Raw genomic sequence first — 23,799 nt, forward strand, 5'->3', positions numbered from 1 at the left:
GCGATTTAACGATAGATTGTACACAAAACAAAAGATAATCGTCTTAAAATTGCAATCTCGGCAATCATTCTATAAATAGTTGTACATATATTCGTCGTTACACGATATGATTTTACTATTAGGGGTCACCATATCATTCCGGGAAAATTATACGCTAAGGATTACAAAACCTTATCATTACAGCATTTTTTTAGGTGAATACATGTTCAGAAAGATAAAAACTTAAGTTTAACTGAACATTGATTTGTTTACATACTTTATGAACACAGTTATAGATAGAAAACGTTGATATTATTAAGTTTTGCTCTCTGTTCATAAACATAAGGTTTTCTGGACAGATGCCTCTTAACGTACAGAAAACGTTTAAGATGTGTCCCAATTGTGTCTAAACGTACAATATTCCCGAAATGGTATGGTGATGCCTATTATATCATTTAGTCTTTTAAGACGTAGATTGTTGCATAGTTTTATGTTTTATGGAGAGGTACATTGTATCTAACAGTTGTAGGGAACACAAAGAATCCCCTTGTTGAAATTTTTATTAATTTTTTAATATATTTTGGTACGTGAAATTATATTCACTAAGGTGTTTCTTTGTTTTTCTTTCGAAAATTCTTATAGCATTCTATATAAATGTTGTGTTATTATATAGATAGAAAATTTGTTTCCATTGTTTATACTCTATTGTACGTAGCGTGAAGGACAAACCTTACGCCCAGTTAACTCGGGCGAGGTTTGTCCTTTTTTTTACTTTAAGGAGGAATTTACTATGAATAAAGTCTACAAAATTGGAGCAATTGTTACTACATTATGCGTTGCTTGTATCGCTATCTTTACTTTAACTAAAAATGAATCTGTTAACCCAGAGACTGTAACACCAAACAAAACAATTGTATCAGCTGCAGAAACAAAAGGATCGCCCGAAAATATTAAAGATATTTCAAAAGAAGAATTAAAGCAAAAAATACAATCCCATGAAGAGTTTATTGCGTACTACTATCAACCAACTTGTCATTATTGTAAAAAAGCAGCACCAGATATCAATAGTATGTCAAAAAAGCATGATAGAACCATCTATCGTATTGATATCTCTACGCCAGAAAATCAAAGTGCCTTTCAAGAGTTCGATATTCCTGGCACTCCAGTTGTTGTAGCTTATAACAGAGGTGAAGAAATTGAACGCCTAGAAGGTGCAGTGTCAGCTGCTACATATGACGGATTCTTTGCGAGACGTAATTCGAGCGCTAGTTAATATAGTGCTCGTTTTTCTTTTTAAGAAAGGGGAATTTACATGCAACAAAACGCCCGTATTTATTCTTTAGACGCAATAAGAGGTATAGCCATACTATGTATCCTGTTTTCTAATCTACCTACTATGACGGGACTAGATCCCTTTAACCAGGCCGGTTATTCCGGTACAGATAAAGGGATTCGTTTTTTAATAGATTTGTTTATACAAGCAAAATTCTATACTATTTTTGCATTCTTATTTGGGGTAGGATTTTATATCTTTATAAAAAACGCGGAAGCAAAAGGATATTCTATATATAAGCTATTTAGCCGTAGATTGTGTATTTTGCTACTCTTTGGTTTACTCCACTTTATCTTTCTATGGTATGGAGATATTCTACACGCATATGCCTTAGCTGGTTTTATCCTATTGTTCTTTTATAAGCGATCTACAAAGCTTATCTTTATAGTTAGCTGCATCTCTCTATTTGTTAGCTATACACTACATGCTATTTTATTTATACAAGCAAGTTCTTCTATTTCTGCCGTACCTAGTTACTATCAATATATGTTTACAGGCAACACTACCAATCACACTGTAAATCTATTTACACATTATTCACAACAAGTAAAAGCTCGTCTGTTCTTTTTAATAATCGAGGAATTTCAACAATTACTAATAGGAATTCCGGAATATATAGGCTTGTTCTTAATTGGTTTATGGGCTGGTAAGAAAGATATTTTTAAAAGGGTACCGGAATTAATAAAGGAAATTAGATTTATCCAGTGGAGTTCGTTATGCATTTCATGTCTTCTCTCTTGTCCTATTATCTACTATTTTATAAAAACGGATGTCTATTACTCTCAGGATATTAAACTATGGATTCTATTTGGAGGGAAAACGCTAGCTATATTCTATGTTTGTACTCTACTTAGGGTTTGTGAGAATAAAAAATATATAGAGCAGCTGCAACCCTTTATGAACGTAGGCAAGTATGCTTTAACGAATTACATTAGCCAAAGTATACTAACTCTTGTCATTCTTTCGTTGTACTTTAAAGATGTCTCACAGGTATATTACTGGCAATTATGTATCTTCGGGATTTTAATTATCTTTGCGCAAATTATATTCAGCAAAATTTGGAGTAAATATTTTCGCTATGGTCCCATTGAATGGATATGGAGAAAAGGAATTTACAAAAAATAACCTATTTTTCACCAGTTCCATGCAATTAACTGAAAAAAATGATAAAATATCATATGAAAGATTAAAGATATATTTGTGATTGTAAAATGATGTTATTAAAATTAAAGTGGTTCAAGTCAGAGGAAGGCACCTTAGGTGTCTTTTCTTTATTAAAATATGTATTTTAACAAAGCTTTAATACTTATGTATTAGATAATAATATTATTTAGTAAAAGGCATTTATGGATATAAGAGCCAATAAAAAAAGCCCTAACAGGGCTAAATAATTTTCTTCATACCACATTGACGACATTCTCTTAGAAAGATGAAATCTTTAACGGAACTCTTGAACGCGGTATTGCCACAGTTATCGCAACGGCCGCTAATCTTATCTGGCAGCTCTTTGTATGTGTATATTTTACTTAGATCGTAGTGTTGTTCAGGTTGTTTATTTTCCATTCGTTTCACCCACATAGCAATTTGAATTAGTATAGCTAAACCATAATAACACGAAGTGTCCGCATAGTGGCAGCTTTTTATTTTTTAAAGGATGTTTGTCCCAGCAGAACCCTATAGAAAAAGCTCCCACAATTAAAATGAGAGCTAACTTCATGCAAAAAATGTTTAAAAATAATATAGTACTTTACGAACTATGAAATAAAACTTTCCTTAATCCTTGCTTTAGAACCGTATAGATTTTTTCTTCTCAATAAATCTAACGTTAAGTTTTCCATTAAAACAAATTCTCCATTGATTAGTAATTCTGCTAATTCTATTGGATACTCGTTTGAACCTTCATCTAAAACCAACCCTTTATTTCCCGAAAGAAATATATAACCATAAATATACCCTTCTCTTTTTCCTGATTGAAATTCACTCATTGTAAAATACCTCCTTATATCTATTTATATATCTAAAATTATTATTTTAATGCATTGCTTTATTTTTCGACCAGTGGAATTAAACATCTTTATTGTTACTAATCACCACTTGTTAAAATTTTACCTTCATAAAAAATATTAAAAAATGTTTTCAAGTGCTACATTAAGCAAAGAAGAAAATTTAAAATTCGCTTGTGTTTCCTCCAAAGAATCAGCAATTCGAATTGTTCTTGTTCCAGCCTTCTTCCCTGCACATATATCGGTTTCTTGGTCACCAATCATATAACTGCTCGCTAAATCAATATCGTGCCTTTGAGCTAACTGCAGCAGCATACCAGCCTCTGGTTTTCTACAGGAACACCCATCTTTTGGCCGATGGATACAGGCAACAAATTCATGTATATGAGCATCGGCGTTTTCATTAATTAATTTTTCTTGCATATGTTCATGTATTTCTAAGAGCTTGTGACTTGAATCATAAATTTGCCACGATAGGAACCATTTACTTGCCGTAAACGGTTGTTATATGGGGAGTATTTTTATAATTTTGGAAGCATAACCTCGCCATAGATTCTATATTGAACCATAAGCTTGCCAAAATAACTAATAAAAATACCCCATTTGATTCCTGATAATAGCCTATTTACTCACTCCTAACGTATATCTCGGATAATTCACGCGAGATATACTACTATTTGAAGAATCATAAAATTGCCGCCAAAAGAAGCATAATTTTGCCGAAAATCAAATATTCTTGATTAATTAAAATAAAGTATACTCTGTTTATTAAGAAATCTAAAGTGAGGTTAAATTAATTTTCATTTGGAAGCTTATTCTAATACTAACTCAATAAACCTCTCGACTGCAGGAGACCGCCATTTATTTGACTTGACTAAGAGATATGAGTACATAAATTCAAATTCTTCATAGTGTTCCATAACATTTAAAGATCCATTCCCAACCTCATTTTTGACGGTTATATAGGGAAGTGCAGCGAATCCTAAACCACTCATTACAGCTTGTTTAATTGCTTCTAGACTCCATAGCTCCATAGTTTGAAAATTGAATATCCTATTATTAGCTAGGTGTCTCTCAAACATAGAACGATAGCTGCATCCCTTTTCATTTGTAATAAAGTAATCAGTAATTTTCTTGTTCTTGTAATCATCAAAATGTTTGTTTTTGTTTGGACCTGTGATTAAAACAATCTCTTCCTTGTGTAATTGATAGCAATCACACTTTTCTAGCTCTAATTTTGTCCAAATCATAAAAGCAACATCGACCTGTCCACTTGTCAGGTCTTTTTGATTTTCCCCACATGTTCCGTTACTCAATATAATTTTTACATCAGGATATTTAATTGAATACTCCCTCAAAATCGGCCCCAATCTAGAAATCGTTAATGATTCGGGTGCCGCAATTCGTAACTCTCCACTTACCTTATTCTTATGATTTCTTAGTTCGGATATACGTTTGTATGAATGGAGCAATTCATCAACTAATGGAATTAATTCTTTTGCCAAAGCGGTTAATTTTAACTCTCGTTTAACGTAAGAGAATAATTGCCCACCAATCTCCTTTTCCAATGCTTGAATATGAGAAGTAATGGTTGATTGCGTATATCCTAATTTTATGGCAGCATTTGTATAACTTCCAACATCAACAATTGTTCGAAATGTAATAAGATGTCTTATTTCCATATATACTATCCTCCTCTTATCTATTCAAAAAAATGATAATGACTATTTATAATTTTAATTTTACTGATAGATAGACCTATATTACAATGAACCATAGAATTTATTCAAATATTATCATTGAAGGGACGAAACAACTAGATGAATCTTATAGCATTCCTTTCTTATTTAATTATTACATCCATTACACCAGGACCAAGTAATATTTTGATGATGAATGAAGCGAGAAAATTTGGGTTCAAGGGATCTATACATTTCCAATTTGGAATTATTTCAGGATTTATTATTCTTGGTTTGATAACATCATTGTTAATAACAAGGATCTACCATTGGATTCCAATGTTAGAATCTTATTTTAAAATAGGCGGGGCTATATATTTGTTGTATCTCGCATGGAAAATTGCTTTTTCTAAAAAAAGTAATAATGATACCAGTTATAGCCAACCTTCTTTTGTTTCAGGGCTACTTTTCCAAATTCTTAATCTAAAAAGTATCTTATACTTCTTAACTGCAATGTCAACTTTCGTACTTCCTTATCATGAGTCAAGTGTAGCTATTTTCTCGTTTATGTCCTTAACAATACTAATAGGTTGTGCAGGATTACTACTGTGGTCCATTTGCGGCTCAGCTTTTAAAAGAGTATTTTTAAAATACGATAAGGTAGTGAATATAATCATGTGTTTGTTACTTATCTATTCTGCAATTACAATCTTTTAGCTGAAAATGTCCGAAAAAATTGATCCTTTTTTTATTTTTATGAAACCTACTAGATTTTATGTAATTGTTGCAATTTAATGTATGTCAGAAAAACGAAGTTTGGACGCTAACTTCGTTTTTGTTTATATAGTGCATGCATCATCTCACTTCCCTTCCATACAGATTATTAGACATAATCTATTTTTGAAACTATAACTTTGCCACAAGGATAAAGAACCATAACCGTGCCTAAACGGCAAATTTATGGTTCAAATCACAGAGCTCTTCTTGAGTCATATAACCCAATCCGACGCCCGCTTGATTTGTTGTTACTAGGACCATATATCCCTTTCTATTAAATATAGCAATTGCGTCAGCTGCACCAGGTAGCAGGTAAATATCTTCTGGTTTATTTACAAATCTAACACGATCTGTAAGTACTTGATTAATGACCCCATCACGGTCTAAAAATATTGCCTTTTTTTTAGCCAAGTTACTCTCTCCTTACCTACAAATTTTCTATTGAAAAATCTGAAGTATAACAATTATTAAGTTCATAGTAGCATGCACAACAAATGATACTAGTAACCTATTAGTACGTACATATATTGCCGCAAGTACAAGTCCAATTAGAAAATATCCAAATACAAAAGGAAAATCAAAATGCATGATAGAGAAAAACAATGCACTAACTAATATACACACAATTTTATTAAATTTACGGCTTAATATATTTATGGCCGCGTAACGAAATACAAGCTCCTCAACTAGTGGAGCAAGAATTACAATTGATAAAAGAGCAAGAGGAGAATTTGCTACAGATTCAATATTACTTGATGTATTTACTGATTGTGTAGTTAAGTGAAATATACTCTTATCCAAAATACTACCAATTGTCTGTGCAAAGAATACTGCAACTATTCCTATTAAAATCCAACCGAATAATACTCTTGATAATTTAATCGATAACTTCGAATCATTCATCGTTTCTTTCTTATATATAAGATAAATGAATATTAATATGAGTGAAAACCCTATTAGTTCCCAATGAACAAGTAGTTGCTGAATTGCTTTCTGTTGATTTCCCTTAATATCATACCAACCTGTCTTAGCTAGCAATTGTACTCCTATAATCCCAACAAGTTGAGTCATTACAAAGTAGATGAGTATAACATAACCTGATTTATGTAAATTACTATGATTCATTTTACTATATTCACCTTTCATTTACCTCCAAATTTTATATTATTCGAATTTTAAATCGAAATAGTATTATCTACTCTTCTTTAAGAATTTTATTTATACCTGTAGGTTTATACATAACAAAATCCCCTTCACTATTGCTGACTCTTTTTGTTTCAAAGTAGATTCGGTATTCTTCCCCATCTTTTTTTATTTCTGATACTAACTCTTTAGTTATCCAGTAATTTCGATTCAGCAGATCTCCTGGTACAGCAGTCATTCGAGAATATTTATTATCTGTATTTAATTTTTTCGCAACCATTTCCTCTGCAACTTTCACGTTACTCCTAGTTTGTTCCATCCTTATCTCATGATTCTTATCTTGTTCCGCCCTAAATTCCTGAGCAAATCTAGCACCGATACTGAGTATTAAGATTATGCCAATAAATATAAAGAATGCTTTTGCATTGAACTTTTCCATTTCCATAACATCAAATCCTTTCACTTCCTAATAATACGAAACCATTTTATTATTGTTTAAGGTGAGATAACCGAGAGAAATAATATATAACTACTGCTATATATAGAAAAATCGTTAAATTACTAATAGCCATTAACGTTTCTTCTACTGTAAAACCTTTAGTCATTGTCATTCTCCCTACCATCTTTAAATGTTTTTTTATTGTAAATTGTTCATTTCCTTAACAATTCGTTTCGTTCTTGCAACTAACCAAAATTCTAATACCATGAAAATAAAAGGAACTACATAACATGCTATAATATATAGCCACACAGAGACATTAGTATCAAACAAATCCTTAGTTACATTACCAAAAATAATACTGATAATTGCACCAATTAAAATAAGAAACGAAGATAAAACATTGCTCCCAAATTCTTCTTTCAAGTCTTTCATAGTTTGAAATTTATTCATAATTCATCCCTCCATTTTTTCTTCTCAAATAATGCTTTTTTAAACTTCTTTTAAATCCTCGTACAGAGGAATATGATCACTTTTCTTCATCTCCCTTTCTACACAAAACTCAAATTGTATTAAATTGAATTTATTCTGTGGAAATTCCAATAAACATTGATAAATTACCGGTAATCCTTTCACCTACTCTTAAAAATAATCCCGCTGGTTCTCCACCAATTAAATGTGACCCTATTAATAATTTACCTGTATAATCTCCATCCCACGTATCTATAGTGCAGTCCGGCATTTCAATATACTTTTGATAAATTTTATGTTGTTGCTCGTAGTAAGGCGTTTTATCTGCAGCTACTTCTTTCCCTTCATTGATGATGGAAACCCCACCGCCTTCCCTTCCAAATGTCGCTTTTTTCACATAATCTATATCATTTTCTTCAAATTTGTCCTTTGAGAAATAAGTTGGCAAAAAGTACTTTTCGATAATTTTATGTTCTTTTTCTGTAAACCATTTATTTTGCTCGTGAAGTTGCCAGATAAGAGCTAGTACACCTTTATTTTGAATTAAGAATGCTGAAGGAGGATTAATAATTTTCACTCTCCCCTGTGCAATATGGTCTAAAAATATAAGGCCGATTGATTTTCCACTATAGTCTTTATCTTCTAATAAGTACTCTAATGGATATAATCGATACAAATATTTAATTTTGACACCATCTGGTGTATATAACCCATCGTCTGCAACTATAATACTCTGTATCCCCACATAATCACTTGGATGCGGACAATATTTTTGAATAAATTTTACTGTTTGATAATCTTCTTCATGCCAATCATAACTAGTGAAATGTATAACATCATGAGGTTTTAATTCATAATCAGAAATGATTTTATGCCACGTTGTTTCTAGCTTCTCTTCTATGCGATTTGGATTTATAACTTGATGATAATCACATAATACTTGATTAGCTACAGATGGCTCCAAATAGCCAGTGGGTGTGTCTGCATTAATTTCTATTAGTTTGATTTCATCGTTTGCAACAATGAAATCAAGCCTAGTGAAATATGAAAATAAAACATCATAATTTGTTCTAGTCACTTCCCATAATTCGGTGGGTAATTTTAATTGTAAAAAACCCTCGTGACTTTCTAGTAAGTATTTATAAACCTTTTGAAAAATGGTTTTTACTAATTCAGTTGCTTCTATAATATTATCATATTCCTCTTTTTTGATTCTTTTAATACCAGTAGACATATACTGACACCATTCATCATTCTCTAATAAGCTTGGCCAAGTAAAACCACGTGAACAAGCTTGCTCAGATAAAGCAAACCATTTTTTCATATAATCTTGTTGCTGTTGATTGTCTAACATTTTTTCTCCTCCTATAAATTAAGATCCAGCTGGAGCTTTTGCATTTCCGATACCACTAGAACCACTGGTAACCTTGCTTGTTGAAGATGATTTTGATGGTTGAGTTGGATTAGTTGTTTTCGGTGTAGATGCGTTACTTTTATTCGTGTCACTTTTATTTAAATTAACTTTATCTTTTGATTCACTTTTATTTGTAGAAGCAGAATTATTTGCACCTCCACTACTTGTAGCAGCACTTGTACTTGTCCCTCTCCCTTTTTCCTTCTCTTTTTCTTTTGGAACTTCTGGTAAAGGTCTTTGTGTCATTGGTGGTCTATATGTATGGTTGGTATTATTATTAATTTGCCCTGGATTTTTCTTATTTAATGAATTAATTAACATCATGCCAGCTGCACCTGCGGCAAACGGAACTAAAGCCGAACTCCAACCATTATCATGCTCTACACTTGGATTATCCTGTTTTTCTTCGTGCTTAACTGGTCCTGTAGTTGGCATCTCTTCAAAACACTCATTTTCATTTATTTGATTAGACGTACATTGTTTTTGCGTTCCTTCATTATCAGTTGTGTCTTGATCAATTGCTAGTGAATTATTTTCTTCGAGATCTCCTACGCATCCCGTTAATAAAGCTGTTGAAATTCCAAGGTTTGCAGCGATTTTCATAAATTTTTTATTACTCATTTTCATAACTAAAGAGCCTCCTATATTTTCCATCCGTATGGTGAGTTCAAAATCAATTACAATAGCACCTTTGCTTTTCAAGGTTCTCTGCTACCATCATTATCACTAACCATATATAGTTATAAATACATTAAATCTTGTCCTATACTTGTTTAACTTATAAAGGATTAATTAAATCCCATTCATGTTGAACTTCCCAAAATTTTTTATCAGGATGTTTCCAATTACAATCACTATAAAACCCCTTTTTTATTACTAAGTATTCGTCAAAAAACTCATCATAAAAGTAGGCTAGTATATTATCTTTATTAACAGGATAGTAAATCCCCTCGACAGAAAACATATAGAGAGCAACTTGTGATTCTTTCGTATCTAATTCTAATTGTCCATTTAAATCAGCATTCAAAAAGCATTTAACACTTTGTTCTGGTATTGATAGCATTTCGATTCCTCCTATGTATACTTTTTTAAACTTATCTTGGATTGATGGAATCCCATGTTTGTTGGACACTAAAAAAACCCTCATCCAGTTCTTTCCAAATGCAATCACTATAAAATCCTTTTTTTATTACTAAGTATTCTTGGTATTCTTCATCGTAAAAGTAAGCTAATATATTGTTTTGATTTACTGGGTAGTAAATCCCCTCGACAGAAAACATGTATACATGTACAAAGTCGTATTCATCAACTTGTGGTTCTTCGGTATCTAATTGTAATTCTCCATTTATATCAGCATTCAAAAAGCATTTAACACTTTGTTCTGGTATTGATAGCATTTCGATTCCTCCAATATTAACTTTATAATTTTATATAAGGATTATATGATTATACAATCTAAATAAATCCCTATACCACTTAAACTTATGCTACTTGCAAATGCTTTAACCCAATCTCTAACGCGCCTGTTCCTCCAAAACCCTGATTAAATAAAAGCGGGACATCATACTTCTTTGCGTATTCTTTTGCTACATCAATAGACACATGACCACATGCACCTTTCTGCACTACAATAACATCACATTTTTTTATAACACTACGAAATGTTTTCTTTACACCACCATGATTTTTTCCATCGTGAAAAATCACCTGACAATCTCTTTTTTTAGCTAACTTCTCTAATGTTCTACCATTTGAACCACCTAAAACTAGAATTGTACTCATTTCCATTCACTCTCCACATCTTTATTTTTTTTATATGTACTTGGTGATACTAATAATACAATTGTACAAATGACAATATTCAGGAATACCACACCCACTATTAATACAATTGCGAAGACTGGTAACAATAGCATGAAAATAAAACCACTTACAAGCAAGCAGATGAATATAAATCCATTGCTCATGTCTTCATAACCATCTAATCCTGTTACAATATCTAAACTGTGCATCCAAACTGTGATACTATCCCAATTTGTTATCAACAGGTATCCACTACCTACTAATAAAGCCCACCCAAATATTGTCCCTAAAAGTCCCGAGCCTCTTCCAGAAGAATATCCTGCAAAATAGTTTGCTGCGGTTCCCAATAATAATCTCATTCTTTTTACCTCCACATCTATATCATTTCACTAATATATACAAATTTCATTTAACCATAACTTTATTATATCAGAAAATTAAGAATATTCAATAAATATTTTTAGGTACTCTTTATATTTTTTAATAAGGGCTGTGATTTTTATTCACAACCCTTATCTTTCAGTTAATCCACAGGAACTTCTTCTTGTCCATGTGGTATTTGTTCAATTGGTGTTACAATTTGCGCATATTGATTTACCTGAATTTTAAATTGTCGTGGTTCCAAGAAGTTTACCTGTTGTATTAAAACCTCTATATGAAATGTATCTACTTTTTTCCCGCGGTCAATTTTGGTAATACGTGCGTTGTAAAACTTATCTCCATTTAGGAAATATCTTTGAACAGCTTCTGTAGCAAGCATACGTTCATTACTTGTCATTTTCATTGGTTCAATACCAAATCCAGCCTTTGTAAACAAATACGGAACATCATAACTACTATTAGAAATTTTTCGTAGTAAATCCTCTACTGTTTTTGTTTTCGCAATATATTCTTCTTCTTTTGTATCAAATCCCTTTGGTTTATCTCCAAGCATTTCGATTTCATCTTGATTTACTTGTTCTTCCTCTTGCACTTGTGATTTCATCATATAATCATGAATAGTATTATAGGTGGCAACACCTGCCACTAGTACGATAATCCCTAATATGACCAAGTACTTACGAGGCATATTGGATAAAATGTTAATTATTTTCTTCATCTACTCTCGTCCCTTATCAGTCTATAACATTACGAATTTGCGTCATATGTTGACCTCTTGCCGTATAGTTAAGACCTGTAATTTGTACACCCTTATTATCACCAATATGAATCATTTTTTGATTCCCCATATAAATCGCAACATGCCCTGGATTTTCATAGAAAATTAGATCCCCTGGTTGCGCATGATTGATGTCTGGCACTTGTTTTCCTTGTCCGACTTGAGCACCAGTCCAATCTCCAAGTTGCACACCTATACTTGTTCTAAATACATACTGAGTAAATCCTGAGCAATCTGAAGTACCTCCTGGCGGATTACGATCCCCTAAGACATATCTCACTTTTCCTTGACCAAGCCATTTTTTCGCTTCTGCTAATACTTTTTGTCGTTTGTCATTCGTCATAATAGGAGAACCACCAGATGATAATCCTGGATCATCATTTTTCTTAAAGAATTTCATTGGATCTGTTGGTTGGTCGTTAATACGAATTTGGAAATCTAAATGGACAGCATATCCATTCATATTAAGTAAACCAGTATCTTTATTATAATTAGAACCACCCATCTCCCCAATTATTTGTCCTTTTGTTACCATGGTCCCTGGTGCAACTGATATTTTACTCAAGTGTAAATAACGAGATACAATGCCATTTCCATGGTCCACATAAACTCCTAAACCGCCACCATTTACATTGCCTGTTTGGTTTGTTACAATCCCTGCTTCCATCGACCACACAGGGTCTCCTGCTTTTCCGGCGGTCATGGCCCCAATATCTACAGCATTATGTTGCTTTCCACCACGAACTGCATCAAATGTATCTGTAATACGCCCTGATTTAGTTGGCCATTTCCAACCTTTATCGGAAATCCATTCTCCATCTCCAGATGCCACACAACCTAAATCTTTATAATATTTCAAAACTTTGGAAACGTACGTGTAATCTCCATAACACGCTCCAACTTTGGTTCGGAAGTTATTAGGGTCAGAACAACCTGCTGGATTTTCACCAGCATGCTCCCTAGAAAACGCAATGGCTGTTTCTTCTGAATATCCACCTTTCGCTAATGCATAACTAATGAATCCAGGACCGTAATTATAACTCTGTAAAGCAAGTGCTATATCTCCATTTGCCTTTGCTAAAACATCTTTAAATTCTTGTACACCTGCTTCAATAGAAATATTGGGGTCTTTAATACACCCTATACGAGCACTTCCTTTAAGACCTATACAATATGAACTTAAGTCTCCATAATGCCCTTCTGCAGCTTGCATCGGGTCACTTCCCTCTCCTTGTGATTCCTGCATCATTTGGGCAGCCAAAATACCAACATATTGAGCTACACCATGTTTTTCTGCCATTTCTTTAATTTTAGGAAGGTATCCTGTAACTTTAGCATTAAGGTTAACAGGTTCTCCGCCAGGGCTCACATTACCTACACACATACCACCAACAAAATTACTAGAAGGTGCCAGATGTCCATACAATCCTTCTAACATTCCTGCTGCTAATATCTCACGCGCACGATCTTTTTGACTCTCACTAAACTTTGCAAGCTCCATCGCTTTTTCTAATCCATGAGAAGAAACTGTTACTTTTTTACTACCACTTGCATTAATTTCATCTATTTTTTTCTTAAAGTCTGTATCTCCCAATATCTTTTTTACATCTGGTCCGGAATAACTTTCAGATTTTGTCTTTTGCATCTCCTTTTTCTTTTTTTCACAAGGTCCATTCGGTCCTGCCTCGCATACCTCTTTTTCCGTATATTCTTCATATTGGATATCCAAGAAATATGATATAGCATCGTGCGGATCTTTTCCAGTCAAATCATTATCATACCGCGCCATATCAAAAGCGACGACCTCTTTCCAGTCTACGTTTAGCGCCATTGAAATTTCCATATACTTTTTCACTTGTTCTTCTGTTTTACTTTCATCATCAGTAAATGGTACAAAAGATGCCAGAATCACACATACAGTAATAATAAGAGCCATAATGAGAGCAACAGGCAAACCTACTGCTCCCACGATAGCTCCGACAATTTTCACTACACCGGCTCTTAGCAGTTTGGCAGCAGCTTTCGCTGCCGCTCTTCCTGCTTTTCCTGCCATTTTTGCCATTTTCCCGCTTGCCTGCATCCCTTTTTTCTTAATAAAGTGAGATGTCGCATCTTTTAAAGGGTTACTTTTCTTCTGGTTATTTGGATCGTTAGGATTTTGACTCATAGACTTGTCACTCCATACTTTCCATTTTCATTATTTCTACTTCTTCGCTGTGCTAAGCGAGGGTTTGGCGCAAATGGAATCAGATTTTGTGGATCATGTTCTGATAAATTCAAATGTGTCTCTGTACGTACAACTTCGTCCTGTGTATAAGTTACTAAGATTTCTTCTCTCGGTTTAATACTGCTATCTTGCACTTCACAAACCCTTTCAATCCTTTGGTTTGCTTGTAATCGTGTATCTCCTTTTCCGAACGGAGAAATACGTGACACTGTACCGTCCGTAGTTGTCGCAACCATATAACTACGATCTCTTTCTACCACCATTTGTACATTCTGGTATCCCCCTTGGTCTAAATCAGACATATAGAAGTGACCATTGTCTACCTTATGGCTTACTGTAAGTGGCGGTTCACTAAATACTGGTTTCTGTTGTAAAGGTCTTTGATTTTGATTTCCTACTAATTGGTTTGGATTAATATTGATAGAACGATTGATACTAATTTTCCCACCACTAGAATCTTGAATATATGCTGGCGTTGCTTTCATACCATTACGGTACTGCGTTAATTGTCCATCCGAAATATTTAAGTCTTGATATACAACTTGTCCCGAACGAATGCTACTATCTCCACTACCATAACGAGATACAACTTGTGTCATTCCACTCGAATCTTTCGCTTCAATCCATGATTTATTATTTGTCGTAACAAGACGTACTGCACCTTGAGCAACTGATTGTCTTCCAGTCGCATCTGTTGTTGTTGGTACCATTTTAAGAATCTCTTGAATTTCTGTTGCCTCTGCTTGGACAGCTTTGTTATAAGGATTATGTTTGCTTACCATACGTGCAGTCGCTTGATAAGCACCTACACCACCAATCACACCTGCTGCATAGCTTAATCCTTTTGTCACATTGTAATGGCGTTCTGCTGCATTACCTCCTAATGAAGTATGAACGGCAGCTGCAGTTCCACTCATCACTCTTTGCACTGCATTTCCACCAGCCTGCTGAACAGCACTAGACGCATTAAAGTATGCTTTTGATACATTTTCCATACCTTTTGTATGCACGAGATGTTTGGCACCTTCCATCATACTTACACCAACCATCTTACTTTGCTGTGTCATACGTCCCACTGCTGAAGTTGGAATCATCATTTTCCCAGCACTTTGCGAAATATTTGCTACACTAGCTGATGCATCCGCATACGAGCGCTCAATTTCAGAAACAGACAGATTTCCAGCACGTGCCATACTCGCTTGCGTTTGCGTAGCTGCAAACACAGCTTTATTGATTGCACCACCTGTCGCAACACCGTGTGAACGAACACCTTGAATCGCACTAGTAATTCCAGAACCTACTTGTTGACTCACTGTTCCAAGACTAGCATGACTTTGTAAACCTTTCGTCAATTGCGAAGCAAAGACATCTTTATTAACATACGATTGATTATGAAGACTCTTTCCACTCGTATCTTTTGCCTGTACAGGCATCGCACCCGCTTGTACCGCCGCTTGCTGAGCGACTGCTTTAAATTCATTCCCTTTATCATTCAAGTGAGACTGCCAAGCTTCTACTTTTTGCGCTTGAGACATAGTTGGAGACAAGTTTTTCATAAAGTTTGCTTTGTTCTCTGCTGCATATCCTTGTTTAAAGGATTCTGTAGATGCTTGTACTAAATTCCCAACATTACTTACACCTTTTTGTTTCTGGTTTCCATATCCATTTGCTAAACTATGTGTTTTCACACCATTTACCGCTTTTTGAATGCCAGATACACTAGATACACCCATTGCATTTATATTTGGATTATTTTGTAATTGTTGTGATAGCTGAGAAGCAAAAGCTTCCTTATTAGCATAGCTAGTCCCATCTTTTTGTTGCACAATCCCTGCTTGTTCGGCAGCTTTCTGTGCATGATTTTTAAACCCTTGCACTTTTTGACTCAAGTGCTTGTTCCATGCAGCCTCTTTTTCTTGTTGTGGTACATCTGCAGGGAATTGCTTCATGAATCCAGCCTTATGATCTGCTGTATATGCCTTTTTAAATGCAGCAGTGGATGCACCCACAAGTGAGTCTACTTGTCCCATATTTTGATGGCCACTCTCTAGTGTTTCTCCTTTTACTCCTTCAACTGCTTTCCCAACTTTTCCAAGTGCAAGTTGAGAAGCAAAGGCATCTTTATTTACATAAGACTTATCAAACAGGTTGTTGCCTTGCTTATCTTTCGCATCAACTGGCATTGCTCCAGCTTTTATTGCCGCTTGTTCTGCATGATTTCTAAATCCCTGAACTTTTGAGTTTAGATGGTCATTCCATTTTTTCTCTTTCTCTTCCGCTGACATGTTTTCTGGTAATTGACTCATAAACGCATCTTTATGGTCTGCCTCATATCCTTTTTGGAATGCGTTAGTTGCAGCGTTAACTAAATCTCTAGCGTTTCCATATGGTGTAGCATTTTTCTTCATATTTTGTAAATCTTGTTTTCGCTGATTTTTGAAATGAGACATTTGATCACTATTTGTTTTTGCTACTTTTTTTGCAATATCTGCATCGGATGCACCAGGGAATGCTTGTTTTAAACGGCTCGCAACTGCAGAATCAGGATTATCAGCTTTCCAATTTTCAAAATCTTTCGTAGCTAAATCTTGTGCAATATCTTCATCTGTTAACTCTGGATATTGTTCTCCATTTAACCCTTTATACGTATCTAAACCTTTCTTCACACTCGAACCAATATGCTTCCCAGCACTAGTAACTCCTTCAAGTCCAGCTGCCAATGTTCTTCCTGTTACTGCACCAGGAACTCCACCTGCTTTACTTCCAGCAAATGTCCCTACTGCCATTCCTTCTGGCCCAAGTCCCGCGCCCATTGCTAACCCCGCGAGTCCGCCTGTTGCTTTTCCAACCATGCTTCCTATTTGACCTGCTTTTAACATACGAGCTGCACGAGATGTTGTACCTACATCTGTCCCTAAATTGGCTCCCAACGCGTTTTTAGGGTTATCAGCATCTTCTTTTTTATCTTCCTCGCCTTCTTTCCTAGCCTTTGTCTTCTCTTTATTACTACGATGGTCATCACGTATCCCTTTAACGATACCTGCCATACTTGCTAAGGCTCCCATTCCAAGCATCGTACCTGCTCTATTTACTGCTCCCGCCGTATTTGTACTTAAACCAATGAACCCTTTTACAATTTCACCTATAGGAATAAACATAGCAAATAAGATTAATTTAATAATGGTATTATCTGATTTGCCTACTAGTACAAAAATCAACCATATAGTAATCGCATGGATACCTTGGATGAGTACTGTACCAACAAATTCACGCATCCAATATAGAGTTTGTTGTTTCTTTTGAGGAAATAACCACATACCAACCATAATCGGTCCCATTAACATCAAGATATAAAGAGATACCGCTCGCATTAAATAGAAGAAGTTTGCCCAAAGTGACAGTCCAACTTCAATCAACATCGCAAAAATTTGAAATAAATAATCATCCTTATTTTTATCCATAGACAATTCAGTAATTGTCTGACCTGGTTTAAAAACATCTAGTGATTGTTCTCCTATTGCTCTTTTAAACTCCGATGCTACCCAAGTATTAATATCAAATATAATGTTATAGAAGAAATCTAAATGCCATATACAAATAGAAACAATCATTAAATCCTTCGCATATTCAATGATATATGTTCGATTTGTTGGATTAATGGCAGCAGCTGAATACTTTGCACCAGCAATTACAGCACTGACTAAGACTAAAAAGGCTGCAAATTTAAACATGACTGGTAATCCCGTATTTAATACATTCCCAGCTGTGTCGTCTTTAAATAAAAAATTTAATTTTGCACTATCCCCACCAAAAATTAAATCGGGGATAGTATCAATTAATTTATAGATTGGAGAAAGAAAGGTCTTGACCATAGAAACAATTAAGCCGCCGACCCATCCTATTATCTTATCAAGCATAATTTCACCTTCCTTTTCAAAGGTACGCTATTATCCTGCGTACCCTTGTACTTTCTTCATATTATTTAAAAGCTCTTGCAGTACAGCTTCATTGGATTCAATGAACATCATTTCTTTATCTGATGGATCTGTTTGAATCCAAACTGAACTATCTCCTATGCGGAAAATCCCTTCACCTTTCCCTGGATTGTTGAGAATAATGTCAAGCTCCCCAGCAGTTAAGTTAAAGTTCTCTTGGATTTTTTTCTTATCAATCTTATTTTGCTCTAAGAAGAAATAAGAGAAAGTAGATTGCAAGATACCACGCGCTTTCACATTTTCTAAAATACGAACAAAGTCCTGACTTGCCCAACACATACCGGCATTTCTTTTACGTGAACGACGTGCTACTTTTTCTAAGAAGTTAACAGTTTGTTCATAGTCGATAAACTGCCACATCTCATCCACATATAACACTTTTCGTTTGATAGCGTGTTCTGGACTTTTAATCCAATGCTCCCAAATATAGTTCAGGATAACGTGGAAGGCGATCGGCTTTAAGAAGCCCTCTTCTAAATGACTAATATTAAAGTTAACAACACGTGATTCATTTAACTGTGTTTCTACACCGCGTCCAAAATTACTTTGTCCATCAAATAATGGTTTTGATCCATCACGTAAAAATGGACGAATCGCAGCAATTAACTCTTCTGCTTTCACATCGTCTCCATGGTTTTCCACTATTACATCATAAATTTCTTTTAACTCTGGCTCCGGCTTTCTCACTTGAGACTGAATTAATTGTCCATCCACCTTCTTCACTTCATCCGTGTATAGAGATGAAGGGTGAGAAGTAATCCCATGTTTACTGAATACTTCACGAATCGCATCTTCTAACATTGTGCGCTGAAATACATTTAATCCTGGTTGATCAAAATCTTGTCCGCGAATAATAATGTCAAAGAATCCTAGTATTTCATTAATTTTCTCTAAAATAGGCACAAATCTCACATACTTCACGCCATCACGCTCTACGAGTTCTTTCTTGTCATATTGTTCAAGCGCTTCTAGCTCTTCATCTTTATCTGTAATCTGAAGTTCTGTTACTGCAATTGCACAAGGATTAATAATGATATTACTTTCAGGTGAAATATTTAAGTTAATACCACCTAATCGTTTGGTGATTTTTACGAATTCCCCCTCTGGATCTATGATCATCGCATGTGTATCTGCAAGTGATGTTTCACGAGCTAGCTTCATTTTTAAAAGTAAACTTTTACCGGAACCTGAAATCCCTGTCACACCAATGTTATAGTTTGGCGGACGATAATCTGCGTTACCAAATGAATTTAAAAATTCTACTTGGCCAGTAATTTTGTTCTTTCCTATTGGTATACCACCGTTAAATCTTCCGGATCCTGATACAAAGGGAGCAAATGTACATAGAGCACGTCTATCGATATTTCGATATGTATCTTGCAGAGTATTTGGTGCACCTAGTGGCATAACCGCTTTCAAACCACTCTTCACACGATTCCAGGTACTCGCTATTTTAAAGTGAGATGCTTGCATTTCATCTTCAATATACTCACATAAAACATCTAATTCTTTCTTTGAGTCAGCATACGCAACGGCCATGGTACTTACCATATAGGAGTCATTCTCATTAAATTGAATTTCATCCATTAGATTGTTTGTATCCTGAATTTTTGCATCTAAGTCTTTTTCTTGGTCAATATTTCCGCGTGTACGTTGGAAAGAAAGGTTCGAACGTAACATCGTCAGCTGCATATCTAACGATCGCATCGCTTTTGCTTTTGGCTCTTTATGAATATCAATCATGACATCAACTTCTCCAGCTGAAGTTAACATGTTCAGCCAATTGGTCTGCATCATACGAGGGTATCCATCACGTGGAATATAAAATGGACGGAAGAAAGTATTACTTCCTAATGACTGCTTAATTACCCCATAGTCTTCTGCATCAATTTTCATTCCTTCTGGGGCAATGACATCAAATACAGTTGTTTGATTGTCTAATTGAGGCGGAACTTCTTCTTGTTCGTACTCTTCCTCATCTAGTTCCAATTCATCATTCTTTTCAGCTTCTAATTTCTTTTTTTCTTTTTTCTTCTTTCCAAACAATTTCATACTTATGCCACCCCATTATTTGATTTTTCAGCTTTTTCTTCCGCTAGAACTTTCTTCATTAACTCTAGTTTTCTCTCATTTGTTTCACCTGTTGAATACAAAGAGAAGTTCTCATTTTCAATTAAATCTTGGAAACGTGCTTTCACCGCTTTACGACGGTTAAACGCTACGTATAAGAGTTCTATTAATTTATCTTTTGTTAACATTTCTACACTAATTTTTGCTTTCGATAGTAGATTTCGGGAAGCATTATAGCGACGATATAATTCGTTAAACGCTTTATCTACAATCTTTTCTTCCAATTCTTCCTCTGTATCAGCTGTAATCGTACTTATATCCACTTTGTATGGATAAATTAAATATCGCTTTTGTTCATATCGAGGCTGCGAACGTTGCCAGTACTCTAAGTTGTCGATAACTTCTTGCCCATAAAGTACTGTCTCTGGTGTAAGGTCCTTCGCACCTTTCATTGTTTCTGTCATTTTTCGTACAGGATCTGTTAAATCTACAAACTTACTTTGGATATATACCTTCGTATTAAACTCTAATGTGGTTAACCATGATTCAATTTTGATATCAATCGCTTCTTGTTCCGCATTAGAAAGCAGGTAATAGTTTACTGGGTGTGCCTCAGCGATTAGAACAAACGTATCATCATGATAACGAATCATATGATTTTCAACTTCCTTAATGTCTTCTACAAAAGCACTAAAGAAATCCACATTATCTTCATCAATTTCCTCTGTAGCAGGCGTATTCTTTTTATTTTTCTTTCCATTTTTTTCAGCAGTACGTTTCTCTACCCCGCCCTGACTTTTCCCCTTTTTCTTAAAACCAAACATTGGTTTTCCATTCATTTTCCGATAAAAGAAAAACCCTACAATGGCTACCACCGCAAAATATATCATTTCTAACATCTATAAATTCTCCTTTACCCATGTAATTGGCTCGTATCCTTTTCTCCACTTACCTTTTTCAGAACGGCTTCGCATTTTGATAAGTAAATATTTATCTAAATACATGTGTTGTTTTTCTTTATAAATAAAGGCAAACGTTATTACAACTACTACTGTTGGTATTGCTAAAATTAAGCAAATAAAAAATGCTACTGCCGCATTAAAAGGTGCAAATAGCCGCCATAAGAATGGCACATATAAATAAAGGGATGCTCCTCCACCCAATAGATAAATCAATTGGCGTTTGCTCAGCACACCTAATAGCGTTTTTTGTTCCGAAGTCATATCAACAGGAACAGTTACTTTTCTCATTTTATTTCCTCCCTTGTATAAGAGAAGCTCTCCCCAAATAGAGGAGAGCTTTTGCAAACTCTTATGTTAAATTTTTGTAACCCAAGAAGCGATGTCGTATGCTTTGATCATGACAAAGCCTCCAATTGCCGCACAAGCTAAACCAATCATAGCTTGTGTACGGTTTTCAGGGTTTTTACCTTGTGCACCAGATAATTTAATAGCTGCAAATACCACGCAAGCTGCTACCCAAATACCCCCAAAACCAATTAGTGTTGTTACAAGGGTATTCATGCTTTTTTGTACAGTGGTAGCATCTGTACCACTGGTGTGCCCTTTAAGACTATTCTCAAAACTAGTTTTTGCCAGTAGAAAATCTCCTACTGGTGTTGTCATAAGTTTTGCAGACAACCAATTCAACATAATTCCTGCACCTCCGGGTGTTTTTTGCTCGCAAAACGCAAAAAGACCCCAATACACGCACACGTCCCCTAAGGACATGGCGCATATTGAGGTCTTCTCTTATATGCGAACTGATTAATTTTTTATTTTATTGTTAAATCTTATTACATTTATATTATAGCAATACGATTTTAAAAAAACAAGCCTTATTTACGCCTAAAAAGTAAAATTGGACTTTTCGTGTTCCGTTTTATTTCATTTTTTTTTATCCTCTTTGTTTGGATCGTACCATACCATTTGAATTTGAAAAATATCACTGTCCTTAAGACCCAAAACATTCATTTCCTCTTTCAATGAGCGCCATGGTTCTATTTTTATAGATTTTATACTTTTGTCTCTAAGCGTATACACATGTACATAATATGCTTCTTTTTTCTTTTTCATAATACAAATAACTTCCCCTTATATTCTTTATATTTTTTTAATAACAGAATAATTGAGTATGTAAAAATTACACACTTCAAATAGCATTTCCTCTTGTTACTTTCATAACTATTCCCCCTTCCTTCACATCTATTCACTTACTTTCATTAAATCAAAAAAACAGGTAATCGTGTGTACCCACAATTACCTGTTTTTTTATCATTTATATCTACCTTTTATTTCTTATAATTTCATTAACCTCTTCAACACTTAATTCTGCAACTTTTGCAATTTTTTCTATAGGTAATCCTATTTTAAACATATTTTCAATCATCTCTATCTTAGTTGCAATTTTAGTTTCTTCTGTAGCTATTTCTGCAGCTTTTTTCGCAGCTCTTTCTTCTGCTGTCTCTATTTCTGATATTCTATCTTTTATTGCTTTTTCTCTAGCCTCATATAAGCGTAAAAAATCCTTATCGCTACTTAAACGCTCCCAATCCTCTATTGCTTTTTTCAAAACTGGATCTTTTTCCATTGCTATCGCCTCCAGGATTGTTGTTAATCTCTCATCCTCATGCGCAGGAAATAATAGTAACCAACGCGCTAAAGAATCTTCCCACGGATCCATTCGTTTTCCTTGCCATTCTTGAATCACTTTTGGAATTTCAAGAAAATGCAACTGCATATTTTCGGTAATGATACGTTTAGATTTTTTGTTCATCACTGTATTAATACTATGAAACTCCTGCTCTTCTGGAAATAGAATGAAATCCACTATATTAATACAAATGGTTGGTCTTAATTCTGTATATTTCATCCCTTGAGTCATTTGAGAATAATACATACCTGACCAATAGAACAAAGAACGTTCTATCATATCTTTTTTGTCTCGAACTTGAATCTCTATATTAATTTTTATACCACTATTTAGCGTAGCTCGCAAATCTAAAATAGACAATTTATCATCCTTCTGCTCTCTTGGAAGATGCGGATCATCTAAGTGCAAAGATGTAATTTCTTCATCAATAGATGATTGTAGTACCGCGTTAAGAAACCCAATTAATATATCTTCATTTCCTTCTACTCCAAACAAACGCTTAAAAGCATAATCAACTCGTAAATTTACTAGATTCTTTTTTACATATACACTCATGTTTTCCCTCTACCTTTCTCGTTTTAAAATTGTATTTAAGAGCATAAAAAAAGATAGAATTATATTCTATCTTTTTCTCCTCTATTCATCTCATCAAATA

At 34.5% G+C, this 23,799-nt stretch carries 24 protein-coding genes and 2 pseudogenes; 3 read left to right on the forward strand and 23 right to left on the reverse strand.

All coding sequences use genetic code 11. The annotated features are described in order from the left end of the window. Window positions 1-769 precede the first annotated feature (769 nt). Both LMD38_RS27150 and LMD38_RS27155 read left to right on the forward strand, forming a co-directional pair. Window positions 770-1,252 (forward strand): thioredoxin family protein, encoded by a 483-nt coding sequence (locus LMD38_RS27150; RefSeq protein ID WP_001045585.1) that lies wholly within the window; start codon window positions 770-772, stop codon window positions 1,250-1,252. A gap of 39 nt (window positions 1,253-1,291) precedes the next feature. Next, window positions 1,292-2,437: a DUF418 domain-containing protein gene (locus LMD38_RS27155; protein ID WP_001186865.1), complete on the forward strand. Its 1,146-nt coding sequence runs from the start codon at window positions 1,292-1,294 to the stop codon at window positions 2,435-2,437. Window positions 2,438-2,695: 258 nt separating this feature from the next. On the opposite strand, the gene LMD38_RS27160 is transcribed toward LMD38_RS27155, so the two are convergent. From LMD38_RS27160 to LMD38_RS27175, 4 genes and pseudogenes are all read right to left on the reverse strand, one after another. After that, on the reverse strand, window positions 2,696-2,875 hold the full coding sequence (locus tag LMD38_RS27160; protein ID WP_000428650.1) for a DUF8096 family protein: 180 nt from the start codon (window positions 2,873-2,875) through the stop codon (window positions 2,696-2,698). 191 nt (window positions 2,876-3,066) lie between these two features. Continuing rightward, complete coding sequence (locus tag LMD38_RS27165) at window positions 3,067-3,297, reverse strand: hypothetical protein (protein ID WP_001288775.1); 231 nt, start codon at window positions 3,295-3,297, stop codon at window positions 3,067-3,069. A gap of 138 nt (window positions 3,298-3,435) precedes the next feature. Next, window positions 3,436-3,762 (reverse strand): annotated as a pseudogene (locus tag LMD38_RS27170) (HAD-IIIA family hydrolase); the annotation flags it as partial. Window positions 3,763-4,127: 365 nt separating this feature from the next. Next, entirely contained in the window at window positions 4,128-4,997 is an 870-nt protein-coding gene (locus LMD38_RS27175; RefSeq protein ID WP_000405669.1) for a LysR family transcriptional regulator, read from the reverse strand. A gap of 138 nt (window positions 4,998-5,135) precedes the next feature. Between LMD38_RS27175 and LMD38_RS27180 the strand changes: the two genes are divergently transcribed. Next, on the forward strand, window positions 5,136-5,711 hold the full coding sequence (locus LMD38_RS27180; protein ID WP_001048818.1) for a LysE family transporter: 576 nt from the start codon (window positions 5,136-5,138) through the stop codon (window positions 5,709-5,711). 246 nt (window positions 5,712-5,957) lie between these two features. Here the strand turns inward: LMD38_RS27180 and LMD38_RS27190 are convergent. From LMD38_RS27190 to LMD38_RS27280, 19 genes and pseudogenes are all read right to left on the reverse strand, one after another. Beyond that, a pseudogene (locus LMD38_RS27190) lies at window positions 5,958-6,182 on the reverse strand (HAD-IIIA family hydrolase); the annotation flags it as partial. 27 nt (window positions 6,183-6,209) lie between these two features. Continuing rightward, window positions 6,210-6,917: a CPBP family intramembrane glutamic endopeptidase gene (locus LMD38_RS27195; protein WP_000675655.1), complete on the reverse strand. Its 708-nt coding sequence runs from the start codon at window positions 6,915-6,917 to the stop codon at window positions 6,210-6,212. Window positions 6,918-6,966: 49 nt separating this feature from the next. After that, window positions 6,967-7,359, reverse strand: a complete 393-nt coding sequence (locus tag LMD38_RS27200) for a hypothetical protein (protein ID WP_000425107.1) — start codon at window positions 7,357-7,359, stop codon at window positions 6,967-6,969. Window positions 7,360-7,551: 192 nt separating this feature from the next. Further along, on the reverse strand, window positions 7,552-7,806 hold the full coding sequence (locus tag LMD38_RS27205) for a hypothetical protein (RefSeq protein ID WP_001032086.1): 255 nt from the start codon (window positions 7,804-7,806) through the stop codon (window positions 7,552-7,554). Between the two features lie 130 nt (window positions 7,807-7,936). After that, window positions 7,937-9,178 carry a glutathionylspermidine synthase family protein gene (locus tag LMD38_RS27210; protein WP_000886561.1) on the reverse strand — a complete coding sequence of 414 codons (1,242 nt, stop codon included), beginning with the start codon at window positions 9,176-9,178 and terminating at the stop codon, window positions 7,937-7,939. Between the two features lie 18 nt (window positions 9,179-9,196). Continuing rightward, a complete protein-coding gene (locus tag LMD38_RS27215) occupies window positions 9,197-9,865 on the reverse strand; it encodes a hypothetical protein (protein WP_000784091.1) in 669 nt (222 codons plus the stop codon). Between the two features lie 151 nt (window positions 9,866-10,016). Next, the gene (locus LMD38_RS27220; protein ID WP_000949089.1) at window positions 10,017-10,301 is read right to left on the reverse strand and encodes a hypothetical protein; all 285 of its coding nucleotides are present in this window, start codon (window positions 10,299-10,301) and stop codon (window positions 10,017-10,019) included. Between the two features lie 31 nt (window positions 10,302-10,332). Then, a complete protein-coding gene (locus LMD38_RS27225) occupies window positions 10,333-10,635 on the reverse strand; it encodes a hypothetical protein (protein WP_000949087.1) in 303 nt (100 codons plus the stop codon). 85 nt (window positions 10,636-10,720) lie between these two features. Further along, window positions 10,721-11,026, reverse strand: coding sequence for a DUF2325 domain-containing protein (locus tag LMD38_RS27230; RefSeq protein WP_000426065.1), 306 nt, complete (start codon window positions 11,024-11,026; stop codon window positions 10,721-10,723). Continuing rightward, window positions 11,017-11,400 carry a membrane protein gene (locus tag LMD38_RS27235; RefSeq protein ID WP_001237979.1) on the reverse strand — a complete coding sequence of 128 codons (384 nt, stop codon included), beginning with the start codon at window positions 11,398-11,400 and terminating at the stop codon, window positions 11,017-11,019. The genes LMD38_RS27230 and LMD38_RS27235 overlap by 10 nt, the downstream gene beginning before the upstream one ends. A 164-nt stretch (window positions 11,401-11,564) precedes the next feature. Next, a complete protein-coding gene (locus LMD38_RS27240; RefSeq protein WP_000720696.1) occupies window positions 11,565-12,140 on the reverse strand; it encodes a hypothetical protein in 576 nt (191 codons plus the stop codon). A 16-nt stretch (window positions 12,141-12,156) separates the two neighbouring features. After that, window positions 12,157-14,367: a lysozyme family protein gene (locus LMD38_RS27245; RefSeq protein WP_000081402.1), complete on the reverse strand. Its 2,211-nt coding sequence runs from the start codon at window positions 14,365-14,367 to the stop codon at window positions 12,157-12,159. After that, window positions 14,364-18,344 (reverse strand): TrbL/VirB6 family protein, encoded by a 3,981-nt coding sequence (locus LMD38_RS27250; RefSeq protein ID WP_000884602.1) that lies wholly within the window; start codon window positions 18,342-18,344, stop codon window positions 14,364-14,366. The genes LMD38_RS27245 and LMD38_RS27250 overlap by 4 nt, the downstream gene beginning before the upstream one ends. A gap of 30 nt (window positions 18,345-18,374) precedes the next feature. Further along, complete coding sequence (locus LMD38_RS27255) at window positions 18,375-20,474, reverse strand: VirB4 family type IV secretion system protein (protein ID WP_000765113.1); 2,100 nt, start codon at window positions 20,472-20,474, stop codon at window positions 18,375-18,377. A 2-nt stretch (window positions 20,475-20,476) separates the two neighbouring features. After that, window positions 20,477-21,391 carry a hypothetical protein gene (locus tag LMD38_RS27260; RefSeq protein WP_000892015.1) on the reverse strand — a complete coding sequence of 305 codons (915 nt, stop codon included), beginning with the start codon at window positions 21,389-21,391 and terminating at the stop codon, window positions 20,477-20,479. Further along, entirely contained in the window at window positions 21,392-21,742 is a 351-nt protein-coding gene (locus LMD38_RS27265; RefSeq protein WP_001233525.1) for a PrgI family protein, read from the reverse strand. Between the two features lie 66 nt (window positions 21,743-21,808). Beyond that, on the reverse strand, window positions 21,809-22,144 hold the full coding sequence (locus LMD38_RS27270) for a hypothetical protein (RefSeq protein ID WP_012477834.1): 336 nt from the start codon (window positions 22,142-22,144) through the stop codon (window positions 21,809-21,811). Window positions 22,145-22,378: 234 nt separating this feature from the next. Further along, window positions 22,379-22,567 carry a hypothetical protein gene (locus tag LMD38_RS27275; protein ID WP_000727316.1) on the reverse strand — a complete coding sequence of 63 codons (189 nt, stop codon included), beginning with the start codon at window positions 22,565-22,567 and terminating at the stop codon, window positions 22,379-22,381. Window positions 22,568-22,775: 208 nt separating this feature from the next. Then, the gene (locus tag LMD38_RS27280) at window positions 22,776-23,699 is read right to left on the reverse strand and encodes an Rpn family recombination-promoting nuclease/putative transposase (protein WP_000118205.1); all 924 of its coding nucleotides are present in this window, start codon (window positions 23,697-23,699) and stop codon (window positions 22,776-22,778) included. Between the last annotated feature and the right edge of the window lie 100 nt (window positions 23,700-23,799).

Source organism: Bacillus pacificus (genome assembly GCF_020861345.1).
Classification (GTDB): Bacteria; Bacillota; Bacilli; order Bacillales; family Bacillaceae_G; genus Bacillus_A; species Bacillus_A pacificus.

What these genes read in the sequence shown, in the direction of transcription:
- LMD38_RS27150 (WP_001045585.1), top strand. Translation starts at nt 770, where the DNA reads ATGAATAAAGTCTACAAAATTGGAGCAATTGTTACTACATTATGCGTT.
- LMD38_RS27155 (WP_001186865.1), top strand. Translation starts at nt 1,292, where the DNA reads ATGCAACAAAACGCCCGTATTTATTCTTTAGACGCAATAAGAGGTATA.
- LMD38_RS27160 (WP_000428650.1), bottom strand. Translation starts at nt 2,875, where the DNA reads ATGGAAAATAAACAACCTGAACAACACTACGATCTAAGTAAAATATAC.
- LMD38_RS27165 (WP_001288775.1), bottom strand. Translation starts at nt 3,297, where the DNA reads ATGAGTGAATTTCAATCAGGAAAAAGAGAAGGGTATATTTATGGTTAT.
- LMD38_RS27175 (WP_000405669.1), bottom strand. Translation starts at nt 4,997, where the DNA reads ATGGAAATAAGACATCTTATTACATTTCGAACAATTGTTGATGTTGGA.
- LMD38_RS27180 (WP_001048818.1), top strand. Translation starts at nt 5,136, where the DNA reads ATGAATCTTATAGCATTCCTTTCTTATTTAATTATTACATCCATTACA.
- LMD38_RS27195 (WP_000675655.1), bottom strand. Translation starts at nt 6,917, where the DNA reads ATGAAAGGTGAATATAGTAAAATGAATCATAGTAATTTACATAAATCA.
- LMD38_RS27200 (WP_000425107.1), bottom strand. Translation starts at nt 7,359, where the DNA reads ATGGAAATGGAAAAGTTCAATGCAAAAGCATTCTTTATATTTATTGGC.
- LMD38_RS27205 (WP_001032086.1), bottom strand. Translation starts at nt 7,806, where the DNA reads ATGAATAAATTTCAAACTATGAAAGACTTGAAAGAAGAATTTGGGAGC.
- LMD38_RS27210 (WP_000886561.1), bottom strand. Translation starts at nt 9,178, where the DNA reads ATGTTAGACAATCAACAGCAACAAGATTATATGAAAAAATGGTTTGCT.
- LMD38_RS27215 (WP_000784091.1), bottom strand. Translation starts at nt 9,865, where the DNA reads ATGAAAATGAGTAATAAAAAATTTATGAAAATCGCTGCAAACCTTGGA.
- LMD38_RS27220 (WP_000949089.1), bottom strand. Translation starts at nt 10,301, where the DNA reads ATGCTATCAATACCAGAACAAAGTGTTAAATGCTTTTTGAATGCTGAT.
- LMD38_RS27225 (WP_000949087.1), bottom strand. Translation starts at nt 10,635, where the DNA reads ATGCTATCAATACCAGAACAAAGTGTTAAATGCTTTTTGAATGCTGAT.
- LMD38_RS27230 (WP_000426065.1), bottom strand. Translation starts at nt 11,026, where the DNA reads ATGGAAATGAGTACAATTCTAGTTTTAGGTGGTTCAAATGGTAGAACA.
- LMD38_RS27235 (WP_001237979.1), bottom strand. Translation starts at nt 11,400, where the DNA reads ATGAGATTATTATTGGGAACCGCAGCAAACTATTTTGCAGGATATTCT.
- LMD38_RS27240 (WP_000720696.1), bottom strand. Translation starts at nt 12,140, where the DNA reads ATGAAGAAAATAATTAACATTTTATCCAATATGCCTCGTAAGTACTTG.
- LMD38_RS27245 (WP_000081402.1), bottom strand. Translation starts at nt 14,367, where the DNA reads ATGAGTCAAAATCCTAACGATCCAAATAACCAGAAGAAAAGTAACCCT.
- LMD38_RS27250 (WP_000884602.1), bottom strand. Translation starts at nt 18,344, where the DNA reads ATGCTTGATAAGATAATAGGATGGGTCGGCGGCTTAATTGTTTCTATG.
- LMD38_RS27255 (WP_000765113.1), bottom strand. Translation starts at nt 20,474, where the DNA reads ATGAAATTGTTTGGAAAGAAGAAAAAAGAAAAAAAGAAATTAGAAGCT.
- LMD38_RS27260 (WP_000892015.1), bottom strand. Translation starts at nt 21,391, where the DNA reads ATGTTAGAAATGATATATTTTGCGGTGGTAGCCATTGTAGGGTTTTTC.
- LMD38_RS27265 (WP_001233525.1), bottom strand. Translation starts at nt 21,742, where the DNA reads ATGAGAAAAGTAACTGTTCCTGTTGATATGACTTCGGAACAAAAAACG.
- LMD38_RS27270 (WP_012477834.1), bottom strand. Translation starts at nt 22,144, where the DNA reads ATGTTGAATTGGTTGTCTGCAAAACTTATGACAACACCAGTAGGAGAT.
- LMD38_RS27275 (WP_000727316.1), bottom strand. Translation starts at nt 22,567, where the DNA reads ATGAAAAAGAAAAAAGAAGCATATTATGTACATGTGTATACGCTTAGA.
- LMD38_RS27280 (WP_000118205.1), bottom strand. Translation starts at nt 23,699, where the DNA reads ATGAGTGTATATGTAAAAAAGAATCTAGTAAATTTACGAGTTGATTAT.